This is a genomic window from Mucilaginibacter sp. (assembly GCF_039207105.1).
Taxonomy (GTDB): Bacteria; Bacteroidota; Bacteroidia; order Sphingobacteriales; family Sphingobacteriaceae; genus Mucilaginibacter.
This window is the reverse complement of sequence record NZ_JBCECK010000175.1, coordinates 1-9,522: the sequence shown is the minus strand read 5'-3', so window position 1 is coordinate 9,522 and position 9,522 is coordinate 1. Positions and strand designations below refer to the sequence as shown.

Genomic DNA, 9,522 nt, shown 5'->3' with positions numbered 1-9,522 from the left:
ACCATAGCCAGTGCAGTATATGTAAGGATCTTTTTATGGTTTGTGAGCTCGAATTTTAATAATGTTTGCAGTGTTTTTTTGTATTCGAGATTAATATATTCAACGCCCAGAAAATAATAAAAAAGCCCATCGCTACAGTCCTGTTTAAAATAATCGGCAAATTGCCCGGCTGCGTTTTGATTTGATGGCAGGGCTATTTTATTGAGCAGATCACCAAGGAAAATGATCAGTTCAGATTTTTCTCTCGGATTGAGATCAGCTTTTGAAAGGAAACTCAAATTTTCATGCTGCCCTATTTTAATCGCATGCATGATGTTCCATTTAAGTACAGCAACCTTCAACTCATTATTAATGAATAATTGATTGAGTGCTTTAATCAATTGCGCGTCAAAAATTTTATTATTATCATGTAATAGTTTATTGGCAATAGCAAGCTCTAAAAAATTAGAGTTACCAAACTGAACATGAGTATTGAAATTGGAATCGCTGCTGTTATTGGTTTCTTTTAAAAAACCAATGCTTAACAGCTCTTTATAAGCCTGATTGTATTGGCTAAACAAGCCATTCACTTTTAACTTATCTACATCGTACTCTCGTTTTTTAAAATCGATGTGTTCAATTAGCCCTGTAATTAGCAGAATTTTGTCGGTAGCGTAATGGCCCTGGTAAATTTTATTGAAGATATAATTAGATATAAGATCATAAACAGAGGTATGATCAACATTATTAAGCGAAAAATTATCTTTATTTTGTTTATAATAAAATTGAAAATAAAGCGGATGATTAAAACTATGTGCTACATCAGCAAGAGCAGGGGTTTGCATCTCCGGATTTATTTTTAAGCAGAGATCTTTTAGTTCCTGTAAATTAAACAGGGGTACGTTACTGTTAACCTGCTGATCGGTAATTGTGCCCATGAACCATTTAGGGTGTTCATAGTCAAGCATGTGCCGGTTATTGATCCAGTTTGCCGAGCGCATGGTTAAAACTAATTTAAACCACTTGAACGACTGGTAAAAGGCAAAAATATCCATCAACTGGTCAAGCAAAATCTGATACCAGTTGTTCTTAAACATATGTTCATCAAGGCCGTCAATAATGAGGTAAAAGTTGCCTTCTTTACGCTTATCATTATCTAACAGCGCCATAATGTCTTCTTCAAGCGTGTAACCTAACAAGGCCAGCAACCAGTCGTTAAAATCCTTGCCGCTAATCAGCACGTTCATGAGGGCATTGCTGCTGAAAAACAGAACAATATCATTAGTCTGAGAATTAGAAGTCGCGGTTAGTTTTTCATCAACCCAGTGGCATAAGGCCATCGTTTTGCCGTATGCCGGCGGAGCTGTCAAAACGGTTGCAGCATAGTCGCCTTTTAAAAATTCATCAAAATGTTTATCTAAAAAAGCTCTTCTGATACTTTGATTAAAAGGGATGCCCGCTTTATTTTTAAGCGCCTGTAGCGTAAAATTGGTGATCTTGGATGCTTTGTAATTTAATGAGTCCCAGTCATTATTTTCATGATCGGTTTGCTGGTGCTGTTTATCCTGTTTCTCGCAAAAATCTACCCAGCCTTTGTAGCCGCAATAGTTTGATAGCACATCAATAGTAAATAACGATGGTTTAAACTTGCTGAGCGCGAACCCGTAAATGCGTTTTAAAGTGGTTTCGCTTACGGTTTGGTTAGTTTTGGCATGGATCAGTGCAGACAGCACTTTACAATCGCTGGCTTGTATACGGGTAAGTTGTGAGTTGGCTAAAACGTATGATTTTAATAATTCAAATAACTGTGATGAAAAGGCTGTCATTTTAAAAGTATCAGGTATGTTGAAGTGTGTTTCGTTAGAGGCTTATCACGAAATCGGCACTTTACATTATAAGTTTTAGTTGATCTGCACTATAATATTTATGAATGTATGTAATTTTATAACTGAACATTTACTTCATTTATTAATGAATAAAATGAATGTTTTATGTTGCTTCATAAGCTATTGATTAATAATAAAATGACTGCTATTTTGGATTAAATTATAGTATTGATTATTAAGTTATACAGATGTAAATAAATTGTCTCATAATTGTATATATATGCATTTTTCAAAAAACTTGACGCTTCAAGATAATTGTAAATTATACAGCAAGATATAGCAATCCTGCTGTGCCTGTAATTGGCGAATGCCTATAGCAGGTTTATCACGGCTGGAAGCTAAGGGTAACGAGAGGAAAGTTAAAATATTAAGGGGCGTTGGGTTGCAAAGCAAACAGTAATTGAGATTGATCTGGATGGTGTTACCGCTTTATCAAACCCCTCTAACCGTTATTCAGAACCATGATATCATTTATGTGGAACAAAACAAGCGCACTATACGTAATGAGAGATTACAGAATATTACCAGCATTGCGCAGCCTGCCTTACTGCTAATGAATACAGCGTTAATTATATTAACGCTCAGAAAATAATTTCATCCTAAGCCTATACCTAATCACTATAGAATTCTGCTAAAAAGAATCCCCGGGTATTAGTATCCGGGGATTTCTTTTTTTATAAAGAGAAAACTTATGAAGTTTTTAAAACTTCCGAAGTTTAATGCAGTTCATTTACTTCTTTACTTGCGCTCGTTTATACCGAGTGCTTAATGTTTTTTCGCGTCTGTGAAGCTTCTTCGCAATGCAATCGCCTGACTATGTTAAGTACTCGTTGCAAACGAGCGTAAGCAATGTTATATTTGATAATAAGCCAAAAGCAGTATGAAAGCAGTTGAAACCACTACAAAAAAGCGACTAAAGCTTAACGGGTATCTTTTAGTTGCTGCAATAAATATATTCACGCTTTCTTTCAATACCAAAGCTATAGCACAACAGCATAACCAAATGGTGCGATTGGCAAAAATAGAGGTTGATCCGGCGCAATTAGAAAAATATAATGCAGCACTAAAAGAACAAATGACGACTGCTGTCCGTGTTGAACCGGGGGTACTCACTTATTATGCTGTAGCCGATAAAAAAGCACCTTCGCATATTACCATACTTGAAGTATATGCAGATTCAGCCGCGTACAGATCACATATTGGTACACCTCATTTTAAAAAATATAAGCAAACTGTTCAGCACATGGTTCAATCATTGGAGCTGTGGATGTTAACCTGATTGCCGCTGCCCTGAAACCCAATAGGTAACTTTATACATGTGATAGCAGGGCACACTTACGAAGTTTTTAAAACTTCGTAAGTGTTTAACAGCACTTGCATCAAATAAAAAATGTGATTTCGAAGCGATAGCGAGAAATCTTATACGTCAGGTATTCAACGTACACGATCTCTCTACCCTCATCGAGACGATAGCCTTTATATTCCTGCCGCTTTTTTCTTTTTTACTTCAAGATTAGGCAAAAATGCCGTCAGTATCCCGATAAGCGGTAAATACGCGCATACATGAAAAACATAGCTGATACTGGTAGTATCGGCCAGTTTACCCAATATGGCCGATCCTAAACCGCCCATGCCAAAGGCAAAACCGAAAAACAAGCCGGCTATCATACCCACTTTTCCGGGCATCAGCTCCTGGGCATACACCAATATGGCCGAAAATGCAGAGGATATGATGAGCCCTATAAATACAGAAAGAATAGTTGTCCAGAACAGATTGGCGTAAGGAAGCAGCATAGTAAAGGGCGCAACACCCAGTATAGATATCCAGATGATGTATTTGCGGCCAAACCTGTCGCCCAGCGGCCCGCCCGCCATAGTACCCGCCGCAACGGCTCCCAGGAAGATAAATAACTGTATTTGCGAAGCCTGAACACTTAAATGGAATTTATCTATCAGGAAAAAAGTGTAATAGCTGGTAATACTGGCCAGGTAAAAATATTTTGAAAATATAAGTACGATGAGAATAGCCAACGAAACGGATACCCTTGTTGATGATAAGCTGTGATGTTTTTCTGAGGGTATCTTAACTGCCTTTGTCTTTGATACTGCAACTCCTTTATACCAGTTACCAATATAGTAAAGAATAACTATGGCAAGCAATGCTACTAACGAAAACCACATTACACTACTCTGGCCAAACGGTACCACAATTAAAGCTGCCAGCAATGGCCCTAAAGCACTGCCCGCATTGCCGCCCAACTGAAAAATAGATTGAGCCAGCCCGCGCTTGCCTCCCGATGCCATATGTGCCACCCTTGATGATTCGGGATGAAATATTGATGACCCGATACCGATGAGCATTACCGATAATAATATCCAGTAAAAGCCTGATGCCTGGGCAAGGCAGATCAGCCCCGATAAAGTAAAGCCCATACCGATAGCCAAAGAGTAGGGCTTGGGTTTTTTATCGGTATACATACCCACAAAAGGCTGTAACAGTGAGGCGGAAAGCTGGTAAGTTAATGTTACAAGACCAATATCGCTAAAACTTAGATGATAGTTTGTTTTAATAAGCGGATAGATAGACGGAATAACCGACTGCAGCATATCATTTAGCAAATGCGACAGGCTGATGGTAAAAAGTATGGAATAAACCGTTTTTTCGGCTATTGTTTTTGTTTTCTCTAACGGTTCTGATAGCGTGTTGTTATTCGTCATATCATCTGATGAATTAAAAGTAAAAAAATTAACGTATTATAATTTGAGCTATGCAATCCCATGCTTTTTGAGGGTCGCGGGCCTTAATGCTTTCGTAAAGTTCTTCATGCAGCGTGTCCTGAAATATGCTCACATCTGGGTAGGCTTGCATAAACCAGCTTTTGAGTTGTATACAAAATGATTGGTACAGATCGGTCAGTATCGGATTTCGCGCGGCTTCTGCAATGCTCATATGAAAGTCAATATCAGCCTGTACACAATCCTCCAGTGACGCGGCACCGTGGGCCATCGCGGTACGTTTGTCAAGCGCGGCTTTTATTTTTTTTAAGTCATCGTTGGTACGGTTAGCGGCAGCTTTTTCGGCAATTTTCATTTCTAACAGTCGGCGCACCTCATCCAGGTCGGGTGCTTCGGCACGCTTTAAACGCTGATGAAAAGGCTCGGTGATACCTGCCGGAGCTTCAATAAAGGTACCAACGCCCTGCTGTACCCGCAACAAGCCCGAGTTGGCCAAAATACGGATAGCTTCGCGCACAGACGAACGGCCAACACCAAACTGCTTCATGAGTTCAGGCTCGGTAGGTAACTGTTCACCGGCTTTGTAACTACCGTTGGCGATGGCTGTTCGCAACTGCTCGGCAACTTCCTCGGCAAGCGATTTTTTATGTATTGTAGATATCATCATATCATCTGATGATTAAAGGTAAGCGGTTTTTTATTAAAAGTAAAATATAAATTAAAAAACAGTGGTTAAGAAAAATCAGTTAGCTGCATATAACCAAATTTGGGGATAGTTTTGTGGTTAGGTATATGCCGCTTTCTACTAACTTTGCACCCGGAATTTTATTAAGGCACACGTTTAGTTCATCTATAACTTATTAATATTAAATAACAAATGAAAAAAGTAATTCTGGTAACCGGAGCATCATCTGGTTTGGGTTTAGCTACAGCCAATGCGTTATCTGCTCAGGGATATACAGTTTATGGCACCAGCCGCGATTTAAAGCGTATCAGTAATGTATCGTTCAATCCGCTTGAAATGGATGTTACCGACGATGCATCAGTAAGCGCGGCCGTTGCAAAGATCATTAAAGCCGAAGGCCGTATAGATGTGCTGGTAAACAATGCTGGCAACGGTATTACAGGCCCTTTATATGCCATGCCTGTTGACGCTGCAAAGAAACAATTTGAGGTAAACTTTTTTGGTGTAGTACGTGTGTGCAGTGCTGTTTTACCCGGTATGATCGAGAAAAAACAGGGCCTGGTGATTAACATTGGTTCTTTAGCAGGTTTATTTGGTTTGCCATACCAGGGTTTATACAGCGCGTCAAAATTTGCTATTGAGGGGTACTCTCAAAGCTTGCGTATGGAGCTGCAAAATACAGGTGTAAAAGTTTCTGTAATTAACCCCGGCGATTTTAAAACCGACTTTACCGGCAGCCGCGAAAAATTACCGTTTACCATAGCCAACGAGCAGCTGAAAAAGGAATTTGAAGCAGCCGTAGCCAGCATGGAAAAAGACGAAAGCATTGGCGGCGATGCCAGCCAGGTGGCTAATCAGGTTTGTAAAATAGTAGCTAAATCAAAACCGGCGCACAACTACCTGGTAGGTGCTTTTGGTCAAACCATTGTACCTACACTTAAAGCTATACTGCCGGGATCAATCTTCGTAAAATTAATGAACGATCATTACGGTATAAAATAAAAAGTGATTGGTTGATTGAGTTGATCAAGTGAATGTTTTAGCTTTCAATAATCAACTTGGTAACTGCTCATCTATCATCTAATGGAAGCAACTAAGAATAACAAGAAAACCATATGGGCATGGGCTATGTTTGATTGGGCCAACCAATCATACAATATGGTTATTACATCTACCATATTCCCGGCTTATTACGTAGGTATTACCCAGGATAAAAACCCGGGCGGCATGGTTACATTTTTTGGGCATAAGTATGTAAATACCGTATTGTCAAACTATGTGCTTGGCGCATCGTACCTGCTTATTGTATTGATGTTGCCTATACTTACCTCCATTGCCGATTATAAGGGGCAAAAAAAGTTATACCTGCAAATGTTTACCTGGTTGGGTAGTCTGGCTTGTTTCGGTCTGTTCTTTTTCCAGATGAAAACCTTTGAGTTTGGGATGATCTGTTTCGGGCTGGCCTCTGTAGGGTATTGCGGTGGTTTTGTGTTTTATAATTCCTATTTGCCTCAAATTGCCACGGTTGACCAGCAGGATGCCGTAAGCGCCAAAGGTTTCATATATGGCTTTGCAGGTAGTATTGTGGTGCAGGTACTTTGCTTCGTATTTGTACTGGGCCACAAGTGGTTTGGTATCACCGAAGATTTTTCGGCACAGTTATCCTTCCTGATCGTGGCCCTGTGGTGGATAGGTTTTTCGCTCATTCCATTTTACTTGCTTCCTAAGGGTGTGCCTAACGCGGGCTCGCACCAATATAACGTGTTCACCGGTGGATTTAAGGAGCTGGGTAAGGTTTGGAAAAAGGTTGGTCAGCTACCGTTATTAAAACGCTTTTTACCTGCATTCTTTTTCTATTCAGTAGGGGTGCAAACCATTATGCTGGTAGCCGCCAACTTTGCCGCTAAAGAATTAAAAATGCCCGACGATGACCTGATCACCATTATTCTGATCATCCAGGTAGTGGCCATCATTGGCGCGGCCATCACCGCTAAGGCCTCTGAAAAATTTGGTAACGTAAAAGCGCTGTCGGTAGTAGTGGCCATCTGGTGTCTCATATGCGCGGGAGTCTATTTTATAGCCAATGCTCACCAGTTTTATGTAGCGGCCGCTTTTGTTGGTTTGGTAATGGGGGGCGTTCAATCCCTGTCGCGCTCCACGTTTTCAAAATTTATCCCGCAAAATATTCCTGATACGGCATCATACTTCAGTTTTTATGATGTTACCGAAAAACTATCCATAGTAGTTGGCCTGTTCACCTTTGGCTTTGTAGAGTCATTAACCGGCGAAATGCGCGATTCGGCCCTGGTGCTGGATGGATTTTTCATCATCGGTTTCCTACTGCTGGTATCGTTGTTGTTTTTTCAAAGAAAAGTTACGGCTGAGGAAGCTGTGGCGGCTTTGTAGTTGTCTACTTTCTTTAACATCGCTGAAGCCTCACTCAACCCTCTCCAAAGGAGAGGGCTTTAAATACTTTTCTTTTGAAGTCTCACCCTTTGGGGGAGATTTAGAGGGGGCTTATTGCCACGCTGCGCTCGTAATGACAAAAAATAATAAATCCCCTCTTTGCACAGCAGGCGAAGAGAGGGGGCCCGAGCGAAGCAACGGGCGGGTGAGTCGCCTTAACCAGACAAAATTCATAATTACACATTCAAAAGACACACCATCAACCAAAACTAAGTACATTTGCCACTTGTTAAGTTTATACAATGGCTAAAGTTTCTATCAACCTGGCAACGGGTTCTATACAAAAGGAAGATATTATAGTAGGCATCGATCTGGGTACTACCAATTCGCTGGTCGCGTTCATCAATCCAGATAAAAATCCCCTGGTGATCAATGATGCCGGCAAAGGCGTTTTAGTACCCTCTGTTGTGCATTTTGGATCTACCGGCGAGGTGTTGGTAGGTAACGAAGCCAAGGAATTTTTAATAACCGACCCTCAGAATACCGTTTTCTCGGTTAAGCGTTTGCTTGGCCGCAGCTATCATGACATTGCCAATTATAAAGACTTTTTCTCCTACAAAGTTATCGACGATGATACCGAGAGCCTGGTAAAGATCAAAGTAGGCGACAAATTTTATACACCGATAGAGCTATCGGCCCTGATATTAAAAGAGCTGAAAGCCCGTGCCGAGCACGCTTTGAAAACTCCTGTTAACCGTGCGGTAATTACCGTGCCTGCTTATTTTAACGATTCACAGCGCCAGGCCACACGTGATGCAGGCAAACTGGCCGGTTTAGATGTTTTACGCATTGTGAACGAGCCAACCGCGGCCAGTCTGGCTTATGGTATCGGCTTAAGTCCGGAGGAAACTAAAACCATAGCTGTTTATGACCTGGGCGGCGGTACTTTCGATGTATCTATATTGCAAATACAGAATGGCATTTTCGAGGTGCTGGCTACCAATGGTGATACCTTTTTAGGCGGCGATGATTTTGATCGCATTATTGTTGACTACTGGATTGAAAAAAATCAGCTGAATAAAGCCGATGTTATAGCCAACACCGAATTGGCTCAGCAATTACGTTTAAAAGCCGAAGAAGCTAAAAAATCGTTCGCGCACCAAAGCTTGTTTAACGAAAAAGTTGGCGATATCTGGTGTACGCTTGACCGTACTGCCTTTGAAGAATTGATATTGGTTAAAGTAAAGCAAACCATTACCTGTTGCCAAAACGCGCTGAAGGATGCCAAGCTAACCGCTGTCGATATTGATGAGGTGATCATGGTGGGCGGCTCAACCCGCACGGCGCTTGTTAAAAAAATGGTATCAGAGTTTTTTGCCCGTCCCGTACATGACGATGTGAATCCTGACGAGGTGGTAGCATTAGGCGCTGCCATACAGGCCGATATTTTGGCCGGTAACCGTAAAGATATTTTACTGCTGGATGTTACCCCGCTTTCCTTAGGTATTGAAACGATGGGTGGTTTAATGGACGTCATTATCCCCCGTAACTCCAAAGTGCCAACCAAAGGCGGCAGGCAGTATACTACTTCTATTGACGGACAGGTAAATATGAAGATTGCCGTTTACCAGGGTGAGCGCGATTTGATCAAAGAAAACCGCAAACTGGCCGAGTTTAACCTGAAAGGTATTCCGTCTATGCCGGCCGGTTTCCCGAAGGTTGATATCAACTTTTTGCTGAATGCCGATGGTATATTAACCATACAGGCCATTGAGTTGCGCTCTGGCGTTAAGCAGGAGGTAGAGGTAAAACCAACCTACGGTATTACCG

At 41.2% G+C, this 9,522-nt stretch carries 7 protein-coding genes; 4 read left to right on the top strand and 3 right to left on the bottom strand.

Annotated features, from left to right (window positions below; genetic code table 11):
* Positions 1 to 1,805, bottom strand: a 1,805-nt coding sequence (locus tag AAGC65_RS22535) for a hypothetical protein (protein WP_343114725.1), incomplete at its 3' end; no start/stop codon positions are given.
* A 940-nt stretch (positions 1,806 to 2,745) separates the two neighbouring features.
* On the opposite strand from AAGC65_RS22535, the gene AAGC65_RS22530 reads away from it, so the two are divergent.
* Positions 2,746 to 3,144 carry a putative quinol monooxygenase gene (locus AAGC65_RS22530; protein WP_343114724.1) on the top strand — a complete coding sequence of 133 codons (399 nt, stop codon included), beginning with the start codon at positions 2,746 to 2,748 and terminating at the stop codon, positions 3,142 to 3,144.
* Between the two features lie 197 nt (positions 3,145 to 3,341).
* On the opposite strand, the gene AAGC65_RS22525 is transcribed toward AAGC65_RS22530, so the two are convergent.
* Together AAGC65_RS22525 and AAGC65_RS22520 are read right to left on the bottom strand one after the other, a co-directional pair.
* Positions 3,342 to 4,583 carry an MFS transporter gene (locus AAGC65_RS22525; protein ID WP_343114723.1) on the bottom strand — a complete coding sequence of 414 codons (1,242 nt, stop codon included), beginning with the start codon at positions 4,581 to 4,583 and terminating at the stop codon, positions 3,342 to 3,344.
* 28 nt (positions 4,584 to 4,611) lie between these two features.
* Positions 4,612 to 5,268 (bottom strand): FadR/GntR family transcriptional regulator, encoded by a 657-nt coding sequence (locus AAGC65_RS22520; protein ID WP_343114722.1) that lies wholly within the window; start codon positions 5,266 to 5,268, stop codon positions 4,612 to 4,614.
* A gap of 210 nt (positions 5,269 to 5,478) precedes the next feature.
* On the opposite strand from AAGC65_RS22520, the gene AAGC65_RS22515 reads away from it, so the two are divergent.
* The 3 genes from AAGC65_RS22515 to AAGC65_RS22505 form a co-directional block, all read left to right on the top strand.
* Positions 5,479 to 6,288 (top strand): SDR family oxidoreductase, encoded by an 810-nt coding sequence (locus AAGC65_RS22515; RefSeq protein WP_343114721.1) that lies wholly within the window; start codon positions 5,479 to 5,481, stop codon positions 6,286 to 6,288.
* A gap of 81 nt (positions 6,289 to 6,369) precedes the next feature.
* Positions 6,370 to 7,692: an MFS transporter gene (locus AAGC65_RS22510; protein ID WP_343114720.1), complete on the top strand. Its 1,323-nt coding sequence runs from the start codon at positions 6,370 to 6,372 to the stop codon at positions 7,690 to 7,692.
* Positions 7,693 to 7,994: 302 nt separating this feature from the next.
* The coding region (locus tag AAGC65_RS22505) for an Hsp70 family protein (protein ID WP_343114719.1) at positions 7,995 to 9,522 on the top strand (1,528 nt) is incomplete at its 3' end.